The organism is Actinophytocola sp. (assembly GCF_036402745.1).
Taxonomy (GTDB): domain Bacteria; phylum Actinomycetota; class Actinomycetes; order Mycobacteriales; family Pseudonocardiaceae; genus Actinophytocola.
The window spans coordinates 1-17,661 of the sequence record NZ_DASWSJ010000253.1; the positions used below are offsets into that span (position 1 = coordinate 1).

Consider the following 17,661-nt stretch of genomic DNA (forward strand, 5'->3'; position numbering starts at 1 on the left):
GACGACGACGATCGCGACGATGGTCACGAGCGCCGCGAGCCTGCCGGGCGTGGCGAGTAGGCGAACGATCCTCACGAGCAGCAGACGTTACGCCGGCCCGCCGCGGTTCCCCCGCCTGCCGGGACAGCCAAAGGGGCAGCCCGGGCTAGCGTGCGGAACGTGGATGATCGGAAAGAACTGGTCCGCCGCGGCTACGACGCCGTGTCGCAGCGCTACGACGAGACCTACGGCGCCGAGACGAAGTACCAGCCGTGGCTGGCCGCGCTGGTCGCCACGCTCCCGCCCGGCTCGACGGTGGTCGACCTCGGCTGCGGCAGTGGGGTGCCGGTGGCGCGTGCCTTCGCCGCCGCCGGGCACCGGGTCGTCGGGGTGGACTTCAGCGAGGGGCAGCTCGGCCGGGCCCGGTCGCTGGTGCCGGGTGCGAGGTTCGTGCGGGCCGACCTCGCGGGCGTGTCGTTCCCGCCGGCGTCGCTGGACGCGGTCGTGGCCTTCTACTCGATCATCCACGTGCCGCTGGACGAGCAGCCCGCGCTGCTGGGCCGGATCGGGTCGTGGCTGCGCCCGGGCGGCGTGTTCGCGGCGACGATGGGGCACACGGCGTGGACGGGCACCGACGACGACTGGCTCGGCGCGCCGATGTGGTGGAGCCACGCGGACGCGGACACGAACCGGTCGTGGCTCGCGGGGGCCGGGCTGGTGGTGGAGCGCGAGGAGTACCTCCCCGAGGGGGACGGCGGGGCCGTGTTGTTCGAGGCGAGGAAGCCGTCATGATCATCGTGCCGTGGCGGCGCCGGCGATGAGTTTCCGCGCGCCGGGTGGTCCAACTGTCGAGTACCCCAGCGAAGGAGAAGCCCGATGAGCACCGTCCAGCTGTTCGTGAGCATGTCCGTCGACGGCTACGTCGCGGGCCCGAACGTCTCCGACACCCACCCGATGGGGGAGGACGGCGAGCGCCTGCACGAGTGGATGTTCGCCGAACCGACGGCGCGGCCCGACCTCGAGGTGATCGAGAGAGTCCGCGCCGACACCGGCGCGGTGGTGATCGGCCGCCGCACGTTCGACCTCGGGCTGCCGCACTGGAAGGACGTGCCGTACCCGGTGCCGTCGTTCGTGGTCACCCACGAGTCGCGCCCGGCGCTGCCGCAGGAGAGCGGCACGTTCACGTTCGTCGACGGCGTCCCGAAGGCGGTCGAGCTGGCCCAGGCGGCGGCCGGCGCGCGCAAGGTGATCCTGATGGGCGCGGACCTGAGCCGCCAGGCCCTCCGCGCGGGCCTGGTCGACGAGCTCCTGATCAGCCTGATCCCCGTCACGCTGGGCGGCGGCGCCCGCCTCTTCGAGGACGTCGATAACCTCACCCTCGAGCCGACCGGAACGGTCAACTCCCCGGCCGCCACCCACCTGAGCTACCGCGTCGTCAGGTGATCGCGGGGGTCGGGCCCTCGCGGACCGGGAGGCCCGCCTCGCGCCAGGCGCGGAAGCCGCCGGTCAGGTCGGTGGCTCTCGGCAGGCCCAGGGCGCGCAGGTCGCGGGCCGCGAGGCTCGAGGCGTAGCCCTCGTTGCACAGGACGATCACGACGGTGTCCTCGGTGACGCCGTCGAGGCGGTGGTCGCCGTGCGGGTCGAGGCGCCACTCCAGCACGATGCGCTCGACCGGCACCGAGCCCGGGATCTCGCCGTCCGCCGCCCGGTTGTGCCGCGGGCGGATGTCCACCACCAGCGCGCCCTCGGTCAGCAGGCGCGCGGTCTCGGCGGGGGAGACCCGCGGGTAGGAGGCACGCGCCTCGGCGAGCACCTCGTCGATACGACTCACGGCTCCACGGGCTCCAATCGGAGGGCGGCCAGCGACCGGGCGGGCGGCAGCGGCGGGAGGTGGTCCGGAATGTCCAGCAGGCTCGCATACTCCCTGGTCGGCACCAGCGGCGGGGAGTACGCGTGCACGCTCGCCGCCTTCGCCAGCCCGGTGTTCCACACCTGGTGCGCCCGCCCCGCGCCGAACCCGAGCGCCGAGCCGGGCGCGTGGGTGCGGTGGCCGACCGGGCCGCGCGAGTAGCGGTAGGTCTCCGACAGCGAGCCCAGCACCACGGTGAACGCGCCGGACGCGCCCCCGTGGTCGTGCGGCTCCGTGTGCTGGCCGGGCAGCCACGACAGCAGCCACAGCTCCACCTCCTCGGTCAGCGCCAGCCGCGCCCACCAGCGCTGCGGGCTCGCGAACCGGACGAGGTCGAGCAGCGGGCCGGCCAGCTCGGTGCCGACCCGGGTGACCAGGTCGCGCAGCGCGTCCGGGGTCCACTGCGGGCCCTGCGGACGGACGAGCGAGGACAGGAGGGACGGGGCGATGCCGGGATACAGCTCAGAGGCCACTGTGGACACAGGAATGCTCCGGGAGGACGGTCAGCCAGGGGTGCGGGACAGCGCGACTCAGCGCGCCGAGATACACCCGCACGAGGCGACCAGCAGCAGGTCCACCGTGCGGTCGCGCCAGGTGTGCAGCGACCGGAACATGCTTTGGATCGTGGCACGCGAACCACCCCGCGGGCCAACCGTCCCAGGCAGCGGGACGGCCCGAGCGGAACTCGAGCGGACCCTGCTACGCCGCTCGCGGCGTCCGGAACACGAGCAGGCTCCGCGCGGGCATCGTCAGCGTCGTCCCCGGGGGCAGCGCCGCCTCGGCCGCGGGCGTGCCCCGCCGCGCGCCCGTGTCCAGCACCGGCACGAACTTCTCGCCGAACTCCTCGCCCGGCAGCGTGACCTCGGCCGCGTCGTCGCCGGCGTGGAGCAGCAGCAGCCACGAGTCGTCCGCCACCAGCTCGCCCTCGCGGTCGCGGGACAGCGACGTCGACCCGTCGATCCACATGCCGATCGTGCGGCGGTCCTCGTCGAACCAGTCCGCGCCGGTCATCCGGTCGCCGTCGGGCGCGAGCCACACCAGGTCCGGGCGGCCCGTGGTCGACGGCCGGCCGTCGAAGAACTCCGGCTGGCGCAGCGCCGGCGACCCGGCCCGCAGCGCGATCACCTTGCGGGCGAACGCGAGCATGTCCTCCGAGTCCGGCGTGCGCGTCCAGGCCACCCAGGACGTCTCGTCGTCGAGGCAGTACGGGTTGTTGTTGCCACCCTGGGTGCGCCACAGCTCGTCGCCCGCGCACAGCATCGGCGTTCCGGTGGACAGCAGCAGCGTGGCCAGCAGGTTGCGGGCCTGCCGGTCGCGCAGGGCGAGCACCTCCTCGTCGGTGGTCTCGCCCTCGACGCCGCAGTTCCACGAGCGGTTGTCGTTGGTGCCGTCCCGGTTGCCCTCGCCGTTGGCCTCGTTGTGCTTGTCGTTGTAGGACACCAGGTCCCGCAGGGTGAACCCGTCGTGCGCGGTGACGAAGTTGATCGACGCCCACGGCCGGCGGGTGTTGAACGCGTACAGGTCCTCCGAGCCGGACAGCCGGTAGGCGAGCTCGCGCACGCCGGGGGTGCCGCGCCAGAAGTCCCGCACCCCGTCCCGGTACCGGCCGTTCCACTCCGTCCACTGTGGAGCAAAGCCGCCGACCCGGTAGCCGTCGCCGGTGGCGTCCCACGGCTCGGCGATGAGCTTGCACCGGGACAGCACCGGGTCCGTGGTGATGGCGGTGAGCAGCGGCGAGTTGGCGTCGAACGGCCCGCCGTGCGGCCGGCCCAGCGCGCTGGCCAGGTCGAGCCGGAACCCGTCGACGCCGAGCTCGTCGGCGAAGTAGCGCATCGAGTCGGCGACCAGCCGGACCACGGTGGGGGAGGCCGGGTTGAGCGTGTTGCCGCACCCGGTGATGTCCAGGTCGGTCCCGTCGCGGTCGAGCAGGTAGTACGCGGGCGCGTCGAGGCCGCGCATGGACAGCGTCGGCCCGGCCACGCCGCCCTCGCCGGTGTGGTTGAACACCACGTCGAGGATCACCTCGATGCCGGCGGCGTGCAGCGCGGCCACCATCGTGCGGAACTCGGCGGTCTCGCGGCCCGGCTCGCTGGCGTACCCCTCGTGCGGGGCGAGGAAGCCGAGCGTGGCGTAGCCCCAGTAGTTGTGCCGGCCCGTGCGCAGCAGCGGCGGCTCGTCCACGAAGGAGTGCACCGGCATGAGCTCGACCGCGGTGACGCCGAGCCGCACCAGGTGGTCGAGGACGGACGGGTGGGTGAGGCCGAGGTAGGTGCCGCGCTGGTGCTCCGGCACGTCCGGGTGCTGCTTGGTGAACCCGCGGACGTGCAGCTCGTAGATCACCGTCTCCTCGAACGGCGTCTCCGGCTTGACCCCGGTATCCGGGCCGCCGGGGGAGGTGACGACCGACAGCGGCACGTGCCCGAGGGAGTCGGTGTGCGACGCCCGGCCGGTCATCGGGTCGGTGCGGTAGCCGAGCGTGGCGTCGAGGTCGGTGACCGTGCCGGTGATGCGCCGGGCGTGCGGGTCGACGAGCAGCTTGGCCGGGTTGCAGCGCAGCCCGCGGGCCGGGTCGTAGGGCCCGTGCACGCGGTAGCCGTAGCGCTGACCTGGGGTGACGCCGGGAACGTGCCCGTGCCAGATGCCGAACGTGCGCTCGGTGAGGCCGATCCGGTGCTCGGTGCCGTCCTCGGAGATGAGGCACAGGTCGACGGCGTCCGCGATGGACGAGGCCACCGCGAAACGCACCCCGCCGGCCTCGGGATGAGCGCCGAGGGGGAACGGGTGACCGGGGAGCACGTGGACAGAGGGCATTCATCCATCTTGCCCGTTACCCGTTCAGAGCTGGTACGTGTGCTCCTCGAAGGAGTCGTCCTCGGCCCGCCCGGCCCGGCGCACGCGGGGTGCCGGGTCCGCGCCGGGCTCGGGTGCGTCGTCCGGGCGGGCCGAGGTCACGAGGCGGGCGAACAGCTCCTGGTGCGCCGGCCAGCCGTGGGTCGACGGGCAGGCCAGCGTGAGCAACAGCATGCGGCCCGAGCCCGGCTCGGGGATGAACGCCTGCAGCTGCACGGTCAGCGCCCGCCGCTCCCGGGCCTGCTCCACCCCCGGCACCCGCTGCGCGACGACGGCCGGCCCGAGCCCGGTGTCCAGCGCGACGGTCTCCCGCACGTCCGGCCCGCCGACGTCCTCCATGGCGTCCCGCAGCGACTCGGCGGTGTCCGGGTCCCAGGTCGGCGGCACCGCGAGCACCACGCCGGTGAGCACCGCGGGTGCGGCCTGCGGCGGGGTGACGACGGCCATCAGGAACGCGCCCTCGCGGAGCGCGGTCTCGACCGCCTCGGTGGCGATCGGCTCCAGGTCGGCGGCCGAGGCCGGCAGGTCACGCAGCTCGCCCATGAGCGTGGCGAACTCGCGGATCGCCCGCTCGGGCTCGTCGAGCGGGATCCGGTGGACGGTGTCGGGGATGGCGAGGCGCATGGGGCCCTACTTCTTGTTTCTCTCGTTCAGCTCGTCCCGGACGGTGTTGACGACGGCGTTCTGCGCCGCGTCGCCGCGCGGGTTGGTCAGGAGCTTGAGAGCCTCCAGCTCCCGCTTGTCGGCCGCGGAGAGGTGGCCGCCGCTGGCCTCGATGGTCCGCACGGTCGCGTCGACGGAGCTGCCGAACGCCTCGCCGGCGAGCTTGGCGTCGCCCTTGAGCACCTGGCCCACGCCGTCGGTGGCGGTCTTCAGCCTGAGGCCGTCGCGCAGCGAGCCGGTCTGCCGCGCGTACCTGCCGGTCTCGGCGACGTCCTTGGCCAGCTTGGGCAGGCCGCCGGTGGTGAGCCCGTCGGCCGCGCCCTTGGCCGCCCCCTTGGCGCCGCCGGCGAGGCGGCTCGTGCCGAGGAGCGGCTTGAGGCCCTTGACCCCGCCGACCGCGGCGGAGGTGTAGGTCCGGCCGGGGATCACGGTGAGCGCGAGCGAGAGGTTGCTGGGCGCGTTGCGTGAGCCGGCGACCCGCTGGCCGATACCGGCGAGCGCGCTCACCCCGGCCGTCCCGGCGGACACCGTGCCGAGGACGGCCGCTGCGGGGGCGCCGACGCCGGTGAGCGCGAGGCCCGCGGCGGCCGCCGCGGTGGCGGCGGAGACGATGCCGGAGACCTTCGACACGCCGTCGAGGGTCTGGACGTACCAGGCGTCGTTCTCCGGCTTGAAGGCGTCGTCGGGGCCGCTGCGGATGCCGTCGGCGGCGGCGTTGGCCTCGCGGAGGTGCTTGGCCTCCAGCCGGTGCGCGTCGTCCATGACCTGCTGGAGCCTCGCGTCGAGGTCGGCGGCCGCGTCGACCGCGCCGAGGTAGGCGTCGTAGCGCCGCGCGTAGTTCGGGTGGCTCGGGTCGCGGGGGATGGCCGACGCGGTGCGCGTGACCGCGTCGTCGGCCTCGGCGAGCTGCTTCTTGAGCTTTTTCGCCTTGTCCTCGAGGTCCTCGGCCTTGTCCTGGTTGGCCTTCAGCTGGCCGCCCCACTTGGCGAGGGCCTCGGCCGCCTTGCCGATCGCCTCCGCGCCCTTGCCGAGGCCCTGCGGGAGGTCGTCGCCGTGGTCGCTGAACTCCTCGGCCGCGCTGCCGCCCCACTCGGCGTCGTCGGTGATCTTGCAGGCCTCCTCCAGCCGCGGGAGGGTCGCCGCGATCGTCCGCATGGCGCGGGACATCGACAGCAGGACCGACTGCACGGACGCCGGCTCGCCCGGGGTCGGGTCGAACCCGAGGGCCGGGAAGGCGCGCGTCACGGGGTCCCCCGCTGCTGGGCCAGCGTGACGACGGCCGCGCCGCGCAGGACGTTCAGCTGGTCGTCGACGACCTGGCGGTTGGCGAGCTCGCGCATCCGGGTCTCGTTGACGTCTTCCAGCGTCTGGTAGTTCGACAGCGCGTTGCGGACGTTCGCCGCGGTCTTGTCGATCTTGTCCCGCAGGTCTCCCAAATTCGCCGACCACTCGTCCATCACCTCGGCGACGGCGGCGCTGAGCTCGCCCGGCCCGAGGTCGCAGCCGGCGGCCCCCAGCGTCCCGATGACGCCGTCCACCTCACTGGCGACCGCGTTGAGCTCTCCCACCCGCGCGGCGAGCCCGGCCTCGTCGGCGACGTAGCCCTGTCCCATCCGGTCCTCCTCTTGAGCTGTGCTGTGCTCAGTAGACGGTGGTGCCGCCGTTGGCGGGTAATGGTGCTGCGCAGTCGGGCAAGGTCCGCGCACAGGGGGGCAAACCGGTGACGAGCAGTGGTTCGCTCCTGCTCCCGCCGAAGATCGCCACGATCGGCCGGGCGCCAGGGCGCCGCAGCAGGTAGATCCGGAGCTGCCCCCGCGGCCCCGGTTGCGTGCGGTCGCCGCCCGGGCCGGGCCCGACCACGAGGCCGACGAGGTCCCGGTCGTCCCGCTCCTTGACCGGGCCCGCCGTCGGCTGGCCCGCCACCGGTGCGGGCCGGACGCCGGGATCGGCCATGGCGAACCGGCCGGGCTCGGGCGCCGGTGCCCGCGGCGCGGGCCGCTCCGCCGGCTGGTCGACGACCGGCGCTTGCCGCGCCTCGGGTGACGGCGGGGCGGCCCGCTGCTCGACGGTCCGGTCCGGCTGCCCCGGATCGGGCGTGGCGGGCGCCGCTGCGGCGGGCGCGGGCTGAGCAGGCGTGGTGGCCGGGGCCGCGGGGATCTCCGGTGCCACCGGGCTCGCCGGGAGGACCTCGCCGGCCACCTCCGCTGGACTGGCCCGCGGATCGGCCTCGTCCCGGCGATACGTGTCGCCGACGAGTAGCTCGCTCGGGACGTGTCGTTCTCGGTGGGGCGGTTCGCCGGTTCGGCCGGGTGGGTCGCTGCGGCGGGACGAGCCGCCGTCGCGGGCGAGGCGCCGCCCCGGCCCGGACCGGTGGTGCGGTCCGGTCACGGCCACCCGGTCGGCCGGACCGATCGCGGGGGCCGCGTCGAGCAGGCGGGTGAGCGGGTGGTCCGGGAGCCGGTCCAGCGGCAGGCGGTAGGCGGGCGCGGATCCGGTGTCGAGCAGGCCGGCGCTCGCCGTCGCGTCTCGTGGGGCCTCGCCCAGAAGTGGCGTGCCGGGCGGGTTCGGTGCCGGGTCGCCCGGCACGCCGGGACCGGCCGGAGCGGGTCCGCCGGGCCAGGCCGGGGTCGCCAGGCCCAGGGCCACCCCGCCGGACCAGGTCGTCACCCGGTCCGACCACTGGGCGGCAAGGTCGGCCGAGCCCTCCGGCCAGCCGGCCGTCGCCACCGCGCCGGTGAGCGAGCGCACCGCGCGGGCGGCGTCGTCGGCCTGGCGCAGGTGGCGCGCCTCCAGCCGGCGGGCCCGGTCCAGCAGCCGGGCCAGCTCCTCCGCCACCACGGGCCGCCCGCTCGCCGGCTCCGCCCGCAGCCTCCGGGCGACGAGGTCGAGCAGCTCGGCCTCGCGCTGGTTCGCCGCCAGGCGGGACTGCCACGTGGACAACGTCCGCGCCGTGGCGCGCAGCGCGGCCGACACCCCGGCCAGCCCGGCCGGCAACCCGCCGGCGGCCGCCCGGAACGCGGCCGCCGCGGGACCCGTCCACCCACCCTGCCGGACCGCCCGGTGCAGGTCGCCGGCCGAGCCGTCCAGCACCGCCAGCGCGTCCGCCAGCCGGGACAGCACCGCCTCGACCTCCGCCACCGAGCCTGGGGCCGGGTCGAAGCCCAGCCCCGAGTATGTCCGCATCGCCGCCTCCACCAGCCGTTCCGGTCGCCGAGCCAAACCGACGATGCGGCGCGGCGAAACGGTTGCTGCGCAACTGGGCAAACCGAGGGCACGGCCCGGCAAAGCCTCCTGTTGAATAGGGCCTCGTGACGGGTGAGGAACTGGACGATCTGGTCGTGCACATGTCCGACGTCGGGGTCCGGCGCGGCACCAGCAACCTGCTCGCGGGCGTGAGCTGGAGCGTCGAGCTCGACGAGCGGTGGGTCATCCTCGGCCCCAACGGCGCGGGCAAGACCACCCTGCTCCGGCTGGCCGCCGCCGAGCTGCATCCCACCACCGGCCAGGTGCACGTCCTGGGCGAGCGCCTCGGCCGGGTCGACGTCTTCGAGCTCCGGACCCGCATCGGCTTCTGCTCGGCCGCGCTCCTCGCCCGGGTGCCCCCGCGGGAACGCGTGCTCGACGTCGTCGTCAGCGCCGGCTACGCGGTTCTCGGCCGCTGGCGCGAGGACTACGACCAGCTCGACACCGGCCGCGCCCAGGAGCTCTGCAAGTCCCTCGGCGTGGCGCATCTCACCGACCGCGAGTTCGGCACGCTGTCCGAGGGCGAGCGCAAGCGCACGCTCATCGCCCGCGCGCTGATGACCGACCCGGAGCTGCTGCTGCTCGACGAGCCGGCCGCCGGGCTCGACCTCGGCGGCCGCGAGGACCTCGTCACCCGCCTGTCCGAGCTCGCCCGCGACCCGGACGCGCCGGCCACCGTCCTCGTCACCCACCACGTCGAGGAGATCCCGCCCGGCTTCACCCACCTGCTGCTGGTCTCCGACGGCGGCGTGGTCGTCCAGGGCCTGCTCGACGACGTGCTGACCAGCGACAACCTGTCGGCCACGTTCGGCCAGAAGCTGGCGCTGGACCGGATCGGCGACCGGTACTTCGCGCGCCGTGCGGGTGCGGACTAGGTTGTCCGGAAGTTGACCGATCGGTTGGGAGGCGTTCGACGTGGGTGAGTTCGTCAGGCTCGAGGTCGACGGTGGTGTCGGCACCATCCGGTTGGAACGCCCGCCGATGAACGCGCTCAACAAGCAGGTGCAGGAGGAGATCCGGGAGGCCGCGCGGGAAGCCGCCCGGCGCGACGACGTCCACTCGGTCGTCGTCTACGGCGGCGAGAAGGTGTTCGCGGCCGGCGCGGACATCAAGGAGATGGTCGACATGTCCTATGTGGACATGGCGGCCCGGGCAGTCGCGCTGTCCTCCTCGCTCACCGCGGTCGCCGAGATTCCCAAGCCGACGGTCGCCGCGCTCACCGGCTACGCGCTCGGCGGCGGGTTCGAGCTCGCGCTGTGCTGCGACCGCCGGGTGGCCGGCGACAACGTGAAGGTGGGCCAGCCGGAGATCCTGCTCGGCATCATCCCCGGCGCGGGCGGCACCCAGCGGCTGGCCCGGCTGGTCGGGCCCAGCAAGGCGAAGGACATCGTCTACACAGGACGGTTCGTCGACGCCACCGAGGCGCTCGCGATCGGGCTCGTGGACGAGGTCGTGGCACCCGACGACGTCTACGCGGCGGCCCGCACGTGGGCCGAGAAGTTCGTCAACGGCCCGGCCAGGGCACTCGCCGCCGCCAAGGCCGCGATCGACGGCGGGCTGGACGGCGACCTGGCGAGCGGGCTCAAGCTCGAGAGCCACCTGTTCGCCGCGTTGTTCGCGACCGAGGACCAGACGACAGGCATGCGGTCGTTCATCGAGAACGGCCCGGGGAAGGCGACGTTCAGTGGCAAGTGATCCCGCACCGAACCCACACGCGACGCAGGCCGAGGTGGAGGCCGCCCGCTCGGATCCCAAGCTGGCCAACGTGCTCTACCACGACTGGGAGGCCGACACTTACGACGAGAAGTGGTCGATCTCCTATGACGAGCGCTGCATCGACTACGCGGTGGGCCGCTTCCGCGCGGTGGCCGGCGACGAGGACTGGCCCTACCAGCGGGCGATGGAGCTGGGCAGCGGCACCGGCTTCTTCCTGCTGAACCTGATGCAGGGCGGGGTGGCCAAGCAGGGCTCGGTCACCGACCTGTCGCCCGGCATGGTCCGGGTCGCGCTGCGCAACGCCGAGCACCTCGGCCTCGACGTCGACGGCCAGGTCGCCGACGCCGAGCGGATCCCGTACGACGACGACACGTTCGACCTCGTCGTCGGGCACGCCGTGCTGCACCACATCCCGGACGTGCCGGCCGCGTTCCGCGAGGTGCTGCGGGTGCTCAAGCCCGGCGGCCGGTTCGTGTTCGCCGGCGAGCCGACCAAGATCGGCGACACGTACGCGCGCAAGCTCGGCCAGCTCACCTGGTGGCTCACGACGAACGTCACCAAGCTGCCCCCGCTCTCGGGCTGGCGCCGCCCGCAGGCCGAGCTGGACGAGTCCTCCCGCGCGGCGGCCCTCGAGGCCGTCGTCGACATCCACACGTTCGACCCCTCGGACCTCGAGCGGGTCGCCCGCGAGGCCGGCGCGTCCGAGGTCCGCGCGGTCACCGAGGAGCTCGCGGCCGCGCTGTTCGGCTGGCCGGTGCGCACGTTCGAGGCCGCGGTGCCGCAGGAGAAGCTGACCATGGGCTGGCGGCTGTTCGCCTACAAGTCGTGGCTGCGACTGTCCTGGTTGGACGAGAAGGTGCTGAGCAGGATCGCGCCGCGGGACCTGTTCTACAACGTGCTGGTGACCGGGACCAAGCCGTAACCATGGCTCGCTCCGCAGGCTGCACCGAAACCATGGCTCGCTCCGCAAGCTGCGCTAGGTGACCTACGCGTTCACCCCCGCCGACGTCGCGTTCCTGCGCTCGCCGGCCGGGGTCTCGGCGCTCGCCTCGGTGGCGTCGCTTCCGCTGACCCCCGCCAGCTACCTCGCGGACGTGGCGACCGCCCGCCGCCTGCTCGGCGACCGCACCGGCCCGGTCCTGGAGACCGTGCTGCTGCGCCGCAAGGCCGTGTCCAAAGTAGACGATCCGGGCGCCTGGCTGCTCACCGACTCGGCGTTGCAGCAGGCCACTCCCGCGCCCGTGGCCAGGCTGCGCGCGCGCCGCTTCGCCGGCCGGGCCGTGCACGACGTGACCTGCTCGGTGGGCGTCGACCTGGCGGCCCTCGTGGCGACCGCGGACCGGTGCGTCGGCTCCGACCTCGACCCCGTCCGGCTGGCGATGGCCCGGCACAACGTGCCCGGGGCCACGCTGGTCCGCGCGGACGCGCTGCACCCGGTGACCCGCGGCACCGCGGTGTTCGCCGACCCGGCCCGCCGCGACTCGACCGGCCGCCGCACGTGGCGCCCCGCGGACTTCCTGCCCCCGCTGGACGGCCTGGCGCGCGCGTGGCCCGGGGCCGACCTGGCGGTGAAGTGCGCGCCAGGCATGGACTTCGGCGTGCTGCCGTGGCCGGGTGAGGTGGAGCTGGTCTCGCTGGAGGGCCACGTGCGGGAGGCGTGCGTCTGGACCGGCTCGCTGGCCACGGCCGGCCGCCGGGCGACCGTGCTCCGCTCCGGAAGTCCGGAGTGGACGGTGACCGACGCCGAGCCGGACGACTGCCCGGTGCGCGAGCCGGGGGAGTGGCTCGTCGACCCGGAGGGTGCGGTGGTGCGCGCGGGCCTGGTCCGCCAGTACGCCGCCCGGCACGGCCTGGGCCAGCTGGACGAGCGCATCGCGTACCTGACCGGCGACGAGCCCCCGCCGGGGACCCGCGCGTTCCGGGTGCTGGAACACGGCCACTACAGCGAGAAGGCCCTGCGCCAGACGCTACGCCGCAGGGCGATCGGCCGCCTCGAGATCCTGGTGCGCGGCCTGGACGTCGACCCGAACACGTTGCGCCCCCGGCTGAAGCTGACGGGCCCCGACGAGGCCACGGCCGTGCTCACCCGCATCGGCCGCACCCCGACGGCGTTCCTCTGCCGGGCGGTCAGGAGCTGAGGCGCTCCAGCATGAACTCGCGCACCGTGTCGAGCTCCGCGTCCAGCGCGACGTCCACCGTCCGCCCCCGCCGGACCCCGGACTCCTCCCGGGCCGCGGTGCTCCGCCGGTCCGCGATGATCATCCCGCGGCCGGCTCCCTGACCGCACTCCACGTCCAGCGGCATCGGCGACGTCTTGAGCAGCCCCGGGCTGATCGCCTCGGCCATCGCCACGGCGTCGTGCAGCACGGTGCCGTCCCGCCCCAGCGACTTCCGGTAGTGCTCCCGGTAGACCGAGGTCAGCGACACCAGCGTGCGCCCGCGTTCCCCGCTGGCGGCGAGCCGGTCGAGCCACGACGTGTCCACGGCGCACCGCACGGTGAGGTCCATCGGCACCAGGACCGTCGGCACCTCCTCCTCGGCGAGCACCCGCCGCGCCGCCTCCGGGTCGCTCCACACGTTGAACTCCGCGCCGGCCGTCACGTTGCCGCCGTTCATCGCGCCACCCATGATCACGATGCGGGCGATCTTCCCGGTGAGGCTCGGGTGCACGGCGAGCAGCAGCGCGATGTTGGTCAGCGGTCCGATGGGGACGATCGTGACCGGCTGGGCCGCGCGGTCGAGCAGCGAGGCCAGCAGCGACACCGCGTCGGTGTTGGCCAGGCCCGTCGCGCGTTCGGGCAGCGAGTCCGACAGCCCCGACAGCCCGTCCTGACCGTGCACGTACCGCGCCCGGTGCGGGTGCGGGAACACCAGCGGCCGGTCCGCGCCCGCCGCCACCGGCACGTCCTCGCGCCCGTACAACGCGAGCAGCCGCAAGGCGTTCCGCGTGGTCATCGCCAGCCCGACGTTGCCGAACACGGTCGTCACGCCCAGCAGGTCGACCTCGGGGCTGGCACACGCCAGCGCGATCGCGAAGGCGTCGTCCACGCCCGGGTCGGTGTCGATGATGAGCGGAGTCATGCGTCTGACGGTAGCGCCTCGCGAAGGTTCCACACCTGCCCGACGGCCGCGGCGAACAGCACCGCCGGCACGACCGCGCCCGGCACCAGACCGGCCAGCGCGGCGACCACCAGCGGCAGCGCGACCGCCAGCGCGCTCACCGGCCAGCGCCGGGTCGAGTGCGTAAGCAGCGTGATGACCAGCAGGTACCCGGACACGCCCGCGCACAGCAGCCAGACCGTCGAGCCCGCCAGGTGCCCGTCGAACGCGGCCGCCGCCGAGCCCAGCCCGGTCGCGACCGTGGTGATGGCCGCGACCGCCACGAAGTGCACCGGCAGCACCAGCGCCGGCGGGAACCGCGTCTCCTCGGCGAAGCCGTGCCGCACGTTCAGCGCCCACAGGCAGATCAGCAGCCCGAACCCCGACGCCACCGCGAGCAGCAGCAGCCAGCCGCGACCGCCGCCCGGCGACCAGTCCTCGATGTCCGCCCACGCGCCGACGAGCTGCAGCATCGCCTCACCGAGCACGATGATCACGAACAGGCCGAGCCGCTCACCCAGGTGCGCCGCGTCGACCTGCGCGAGCACCAGCGCCGGCCGGTCCGTCGTGCCGGGGCCGTCGCGCCCCCACCGCCCCCGCCTGTGCCGCTCGTTGTGGGTGCGGCGCGCCAGCGCCTGGTTCAGCCGGTCGAGCAGCTCGGTGCCGTCCCCGCGCCCGGACAGGACGCTGAACCACAGCGTCATCGCGAGGCCCAGCAGCCACAGCGACAGCTTCCACCACGGGCTGTGCACCCAGAACGAGGCGACCCACGGGAGGAGCCCGGCGTTGCGCGTCGCCGCGCCCCAGGACAGCAGGATCTGCCCGGAGCGGGTGAAGCTCGTGGCGCCGATGCCGGCGGTGATCAGGTAGGCGGCGGCGAACACGTCGGCCCGGTCACCCATGCCGTGCGGGATGGTGGCGGCCATCGTGGCGATGCCGGCCATGCCGAGGAACATCGAGCGCACCCGGACGCTGTCGGCGACCACGTTGGAGTACAGGGTGAACGTGGTCCACACGAGCCAGACGGCCAGGTACAGCGCGAAGAACGTCGTGATGTGCAGGCCGTCCGGACCGTGGTGCCCGGCACCGTGGACCAGGTGCGCCAGCTGGTTCACCGCGACCACGACCACCAGGTCGAAGAACAGCTCCAGCCAGCTGGCATGCCGGTCGGCGGGCCCGGCGGACTCGGTGGGCTCGGTCATGCCGTGCAAGGTACGGTCAGCGGCTATGACGTCGATGTGGGGCGCGCCGGTGGCGGACCGGATTCGAGGGTGGCGGCGATCCCGCCGGGATCCCGACCAGGCCAGGTTCCTCACGCTCGACTCGCTGCGCTGGGTGATCCGCAACCGGGCGTGGTCGCCGTGGTACCTGGTGCGGTACTGGCGGTTGCTGAAGTTCCGGCTCGCCAACCCGCACATCGTGCTGCGCGGCATGGTGTTCCTCGGCAAGGACCTCGACGTGCACTGCCGCCCCGGCTACGGCCGGATGGAGATCGGCCGCTGGGTCCACATCGGCGACGGCAACGCGATCCGGTGCCACGAGGGCTCGCTGCGCATCGGCGACAAGGCGGTGTTCGGCCGGCAGAACGTGATCAACTGCTACCTGGACATCGAGCTCGGCGACGCCGCGCTGGTCGCGGACTGGGTCTACATCTGCGACTTCGACCACGTGACCACCGACGTCCACCAGCCGATCAAGGACCAGGGCATCGTGAAGGCGCCGGTGCGAATCGGGCCGGACACGTGGCTGTGCACGAAGGTCACGGTCACGAAGGGCACCCGGATCGGCCGGGGCAGCGTGATCGGCGCGCACGCCGTGGTGAAGGACGACGTGCCGGACTACGCGGTGGCGGCCGGCATCCCGGCGAAGGTGGTGCGCGACCGCCTGTCCGCGTACGAGGCCGACGCGACCCGGCGCGCGGCAGTGGCCGACATGTCCCGCAAGGCGGCCGCCGCGCTGCGCAAGACCCTCGAGAGCCGCTAGTGTCCCGCGCCGGAAATGCGGCAGGTATCTCGGCGGCCCAGCTTCCTGCTGGCGGCGTTGCCGATCCGGCCAAGTACGGTCCAGTACGAGGCCGAATCGGCGCCTTGCCAGCAGAAACCTGGATCCACCGATATACACGCCGCATTTCCGGCGCGGGACACTAGTGCCCCGCCCTCGCCCCGCTTCGTCCGCTCAGCTCGCGAGTGGCTCGACCGCGAGGTAGGCCCGGTAGTCGCGGAAGTGTCGCGTGTAGACCTCGGCGCCGTCCCCGAGCGCGTCGTCGACCTCGACCAGGTCGACGAGGTGCCGGAAGCTCCACGTGATCGTGTCGCCGTCCTCGTTGCGGTAGCTGGTCTCCCGCGCCTCGGCGTGCTGGCGGGCCTTCTCGGCGGCGTGCTCGGCGGTGTCGGCCGCCAGCAGCGTGACGGTCTCCTCGAACAGCGGCTGGTACCCCCGGCGTGAGCTGGCTGACTCGTACACCAGCACCGCGGCGAACATCCTGGTCATGATCATTCCCCCGATCCGTCTCGGGACGACCGTAGATCGAGCGACGGCTCCTGGCCATCGGGAATCACCCCGAGATCGACCCGGACTCGAGGACACGTCCGCGGCCAGGTTCCGGGCGGAGAATTTCTCGGCCCGACCGGGACCAAATGTGTCCGCACCGTGCGCGGCGCAGGAGCTACCGCCGCTGACCGGGAGATGAATCCGGCCGACGTCGGCGTCGGCCGGATTCGCCGTTGCGGCAGCAACTTCGTCTTCCCGGAGCTGGTGCGTCCTGACGGAACGACTGGGCTCGGTCGGAGCAGCGCGCCAGTCAACCGGCGATCCACTGGTTGACCGGCGTGTGGTGGTGCGAGGCCTGAGGGGCCAGACGGGCGAGGCGGAATCGTTCACCCAAGCGATTGTGAAGTATCAGTCTTCGCTCAGCGGAAGACGTGTCCAGCTCATCTTGTATTCAACGCCGGAACCGCGGAAAAGGGTAGTGATCGGGCAGCGCCGCTCGATCTCACTGGTGAAGTGGCTGAAATCATCCCCGGAGAGGTTCGACTCCACCGATACTGCCAACGAGACATCGCTGAAGTTGGAGATTCCGTCCTCGCCGAAGACCAGGACGGAATTGTCCAGATGAGACTCGAGCTTGATGTCCCATTTTCCCAGCACGGCTGCCTTCATGCCGGTGGCGACGATCTTCCCGGTTACCTGTGTGCACGCGACAAGGGAGGAGAGCACCAGGTCGAGCGGGCTCAGGTGGCTCTCGGTGCCGCCGAAGGCCGGATGCCCTTCGATTGTCACGTCGTGCTCGGAACCCTCGACTGCCACTGTGTTGAGGACTCCGGTCCCGATGCCGTGCAGCGAGAAAGGAATGGTCGTTCCAGGCATTGTTCTCCTTGAGGCTGAATTGTCAACAGGGTCCTGCGGGCCAGTGAATGACATTATTCAACGATTGAAAAATGTCTGTTCGATTTCCACCGGACTACGAACCTGTTTCCTCTCGCGGCCGAAAGAGGGCGGGAACGACATATCGTCGTAATGATGGTGGCATTGCCGACAGTGGTTCCGGCATCGGTTCCGGCATCGTCGGCCCGGTTGGCGTGAACGACTGCGGGAACAAGATGTCGCGCTCAGTTATTCAACACATCATTGTGTCGAACCTGGCCGGTTGCGTCGACACCCCAGCGCCACATCCGCGGCGTTGGACGAGCGGGTGCGGCAGGTCGTGAACCGGCCCGCAGCTGTGGACATCGTGGGCACGAGCGAGCCGGCGGATGTGATCTCCCTGTCGGGCGCGGCCCACATGATCGCCACGGACATGATGATCAGCATCGAGCGCCACGCGATGCCCCAGCGCCGGGCACGCACGTTCGACGAGGACGACTTCACCGACGGCAACGCGGGTCTGCGGTGCTCGGCGACCGACCACCGGAACCTCAGGGGACCGTGACGGCACCCAGCCACCATCCACCTCGACACCCGCACCATTCGCCGGAACGCAACGCACACTTTCAATCCCGGGGAGGCGGACCAGGTCCACTGTGGAGAAGCGCGGCGGCCCTGGTCGGGCCGGCGGCGCGGCGAAAAGAAAACGTCGTTCCCCGGTTGGACGTGCCGACCCCGGGTAGCCGCTCTGGGACCGCCACCTGTCTCCGGAGGAGGTGTGGCCGTGGCGCTGGCCGACAGGACCGAGGGCGGGGCATCCCCCGGCGCGCTCGAGGGCG

The 17,661-nt window shown here is 72.8% G+C and carries 19 protein-coding genes; 8 read left to right on the top strand and 11 right to left on the bottom strand.

Annotation, left to right across the window (positions count from 1 at the left end):
- Positions 1 to 159 precede the first annotated feature (159 nt).
- Both VGD70_RS23660 and VGD70_RS23665 read left to right on the top strand, forming a co-directional pair.
- Entirely contained in the window at positions 160 to 771 is a 612-nt protein-coding gene (locus VGD70_RS23660) for a class I SAM-dependent methyltransferase (RefSeq protein WP_331084878.1), read from the top strand.
- Between the two features lie 84 nt (positions 772 to 855).
- Complete coding sequence (locus VGD70_RS23665; RefSeq protein WP_331084880.1) at positions 856 to 1,422, top strand: dihydrofolate reductase family protein; 567 nt, start codon at positions 856 to 858, stop codon at positions 1,420 to 1,422.
- On the opposite strand, the gene VGD70_RS23670 is transcribed toward VGD70_RS23665, so the two are convergent.
- The 7 genes from VGD70_RS23670 to VGD70_RS23700 all read right to left on the bottom strand — a co-directional run bounded on the left by VGD70_RS23670 (position 1,415) and on the right by VGD70_RS23700 (position 8,584).
- Positions 1,415 to 1,810 (bottom strand): rhodanese-like domain-containing protein, encoded by a 396-nt coding sequence (locus VGD70_RS23670; RefSeq protein ID WP_331084882.1) that lies wholly within the window; start codon positions 1,808 to 1,810, stop codon positions 1,415 to 1,417. The two genes, VGD70_RS23665 and VGD70_RS23670, sit on opposite strands and share 8 nt — an antisense overlap.
- Positions 1,807 to 2,361, bottom strand: a complete 555-nt coding sequence (locus VGD70_RS23675) for a cysteine dioxygenase (RefSeq protein WP_414638036.1) — start codon at positions 2,359 to 2,361, stop codon at positions 1,807 to 1,809. Before VGD70_RS23675 ends, VGD70_RS23670 begins: the two co-directional genes overlap by 4 nt.
- 226 nt (positions 2,362 to 2,587) lie before the next feature.
- On the bottom strand, positions 2,588 to 4,699 hold the full coding sequence (glgX, locus tag VGD70_RS23680) for a glycogen debranching protein GlgX (RefSeq protein WP_331084886.1): 2,112 nt from the start codon (positions 4,697 to 4,699) through the stop codon (positions 2,588 to 2,590).
- Between the two features lie 24 nt (positions 4,700 to 4,723).
- Positions 4,724 to 5,362, bottom strand: coding sequence for a hypothetical protein (locus VGD70_RS23685; RefSeq protein WP_331084888.1), 639 nt, complete (start codon positions 5,360 to 5,362; stop codon positions 4,724 to 4,726).
- A gap of 6 nt (positions 5,363 to 5,368) precedes the next feature.
- A complete protein-coding gene (locus VGD70_RS23690) occupies positions 5,369 to 6,646 on the bottom strand; it encodes a putative T7SS-secreted protein (protein WP_331084889.1) in 1,278 nt (425 codons plus the stop codon).
- Entirely contained in the window at positions 6,643 to 7,014 is a 372-nt protein-coding gene (locus VGD70_RS23695; RefSeq protein ID WP_331084891.1) for a hypothetical protein, read from the bottom strand. The genes VGD70_RS23690 and VGD70_RS23695 overlap by 4 nt, the downstream gene beginning before the upstream one ends.
- Before the next feature lie 28 nt (positions 7,015 to 7,042).
- Positions 7,043 to 8,584 (bottom strand): hypothetical protein, encoded by a 1,542-nt coding sequence (locus VGD70_RS23700; protein ID WP_331084893.1) that lies wholly within the window; start codon positions 8,582 to 8,584, stop codon positions 7,043 to 7,045.
- Positions 8,585 to 8,745: 161 nt separating this feature from the next.
- On the opposite strand from VGD70_RS23700, the gene VGD70_RS23705 reads away from it, so the two are divergent.
- Genes VGD70_RS23705 through VGD70_RS23720 form a run of 4 tightly spaced genes read left to right on the top strand, consistent with a single transcriptional unit; the run spans position 8,746 to position 12,498 of the window.
- Positions 8,746 to 9,519, top strand: coding sequence for an ABC transporter ATP-binding protein (locus VGD70_RS23705; RefSeq protein ID WP_331084911.1), 774 nt, complete (start codon positions 8,746 to 8,748; stop codon positions 9,517 to 9,519).
- 40 nt (positions 9,520 to 9,559) lie between these two features.
- Positions 9,560 to 10,339 carry an enoyl-CoA hydratase/isomerase family protein gene (locus tag VGD70_RS23710; RefSeq protein ID WP_331084895.1) on the top strand — a complete coding sequence of 260 codons (780 nt, stop codon included), beginning with the start codon at positions 9,560 to 9,562 and terminating at the stop codon, positions 10,337 to 10,339.
- Positions 10,329 to 11,282 carry a class I SAM-dependent methyltransferase gene (locus VGD70_RS23715; protein WP_331084897.1) on the top strand — a complete coding sequence of 318 codons (954 nt, stop codon included), beginning with the start codon at positions 10,329 to 10,331 and terminating at the stop codon, positions 11,280 to 11,282. The genes VGD70_RS23710 and VGD70_RS23715 overlap by 11 nt, the downstream gene beginning before the upstream one ends.
- Before the next feature lie 58 nt (positions 11,283 to 11,340).
- On the top strand, positions 11,341 to 12,498 hold the full coding sequence (locus tag VGD70_RS23720) for a THUMP-like domain-containing protein (RefSeq protein ID WP_331084899.1): 1,158 nt from the start codon (positions 11,341 to 11,343) through the stop codon (positions 12,496 to 12,498).
- On the opposite strand, the gene VGD70_RS23725 is transcribed toward VGD70_RS23720, so the two are convergent.
- Both VGD70_RS23725 and VGD70_RS23730 read right to left on the bottom strand, forming a co-directional pair.
- On the bottom strand, positions 12,488 to 13,441 hold the full coding sequence (locus VGD70_RS23725) for a nucleoside hydrolase (RefSeq protein ID WP_331084901.1): 954 nt from the start codon (positions 13,439 to 13,441) through the stop codon (positions 12,488 to 12,490). The two genes, VGD70_RS23720 and VGD70_RS23725, sit on opposite strands and share 11 nt — an antisense overlap.
- On the bottom strand, positions 13,438 to 14,661 hold the full coding sequence (locus tag VGD70_RS23730; RefSeq protein ID WP_331084902.1) for a low temperature requirement protein A: 1,224 nt from the start codon (positions 14,659 to 14,661) through the stop codon (positions 13,438 to 13,440). Before VGD70_RS23730 ends, VGD70_RS23725 begins: the two co-directional genes overlap by 4 nt.
- Positions 14,662 to 14,686: 25 nt before the next feature.
- On the opposite strand from VGD70_RS23730, the gene VGD70_RS23735 reads away from it, so the two are divergent.
- Positions 14,687 to 15,442, top strand: coding sequence for an acyltransferase (locus tag VGD70_RS23735; protein ID WP_331084904.1), 756 nt, complete (start codon positions 14,687 to 14,689; stop codon positions 15,440 to 15,442).
- A gap of 192 nt (positions 15,443 to 15,634) precedes the next feature.
- On the opposite strand, the gene VGD70_RS23740 is transcribed toward VGD70_RS23735, so the two are convergent.
- Both VGD70_RS23740 and VGD70_RS23745 read right to left on the bottom strand, forming a co-directional pair.
- Positions 15,635 to 15,949 carry a DUF4288 domain-containing protein gene (locus VGD70_RS23740; protein WP_331084906.1) on the bottom strand — a complete coding sequence of 105 codons (315 nt, stop codon included), beginning with the start codon at positions 15,947 to 15,949 and terminating at the stop codon, positions 15,635 to 15,637.
- Between the two features lie 408 nt (positions 15,950 to 16,357).
- Complete coding sequence (locus VGD70_RS23745; protein WP_331084908.1) at positions 16,358 to 16,825, bottom strand: OsmC family protein; 468 nt, start codon at positions 16,823 to 16,825, stop codon at positions 16,358 to 16,360.
- 325 nt (positions 16,826 to 17,150) lie between these two features.
- Here VGD70_RS23745 and VGD70_RS23750 point away from each other — a divergent pair, with 325 nt between their 5' ends.
- Positions 17,151 to 17,387 carry a hypothetical protein gene (locus VGD70_RS23750; RefSeq protein WP_331084909.1) on the top strand — a complete coding sequence of 79 codons (237 nt, stop codon included), beginning with the start codon at positions 17,151 to 17,153 and terminating at the stop codon, positions 17,385 to 17,387.
- The last annotated feature ends 274 nt before the right edge of the window (positions 17,388 to 17,661 follow it).